At 45.1% G+C, this 264-nt stretch carries 1 protein-coding gene; it reads left to right on the forward strand.

Annotated elements, in window-relative coordinates:
- The coding region (locus AAEY72_RS15290; RefSeq protein ID WP_352311435.1) for a hypothetical protein at positions 1–264 on the forward strand (264 nt) is incomplete at both ends.

A 264-nucleotide genomic window follows, 5' to 3' on the forward strand; every position in this document is an offset into this window, starting at 1 on the left:
GTTTATTGCTAAGCACCAAATGAACATGGTGTTACATGGCGACATTGTACTTGCTAAAGGCACTAAACGTGGCTCTGGCTCAAAATGCGATGCACGTATTATAAAAGTACTTACCAACGAGCGCGCGCCTATTGTTGGCCGCTATTTTGTTGAGCATGGTATTGCCGTTGTGGTTGCCGAAGATCCGCGTATTACCCAAGACATAATGATTTTACCGGGAAGCGAAAACGGCGCGCGCCATAACCAAATGGTGCAAATTAAAAT

The organism is Psychrobacter sp. W2-37-MNA-CIBAN-0211 (assembly GCF_040309405.1).
Classification (GTDB): domain Bacteria; phylum Pseudomonadota; class Gammaproteobacteria; order Pseudomonadales; family Moraxellaceae; genus Psychrobacter; species Psychrobacter glaciei.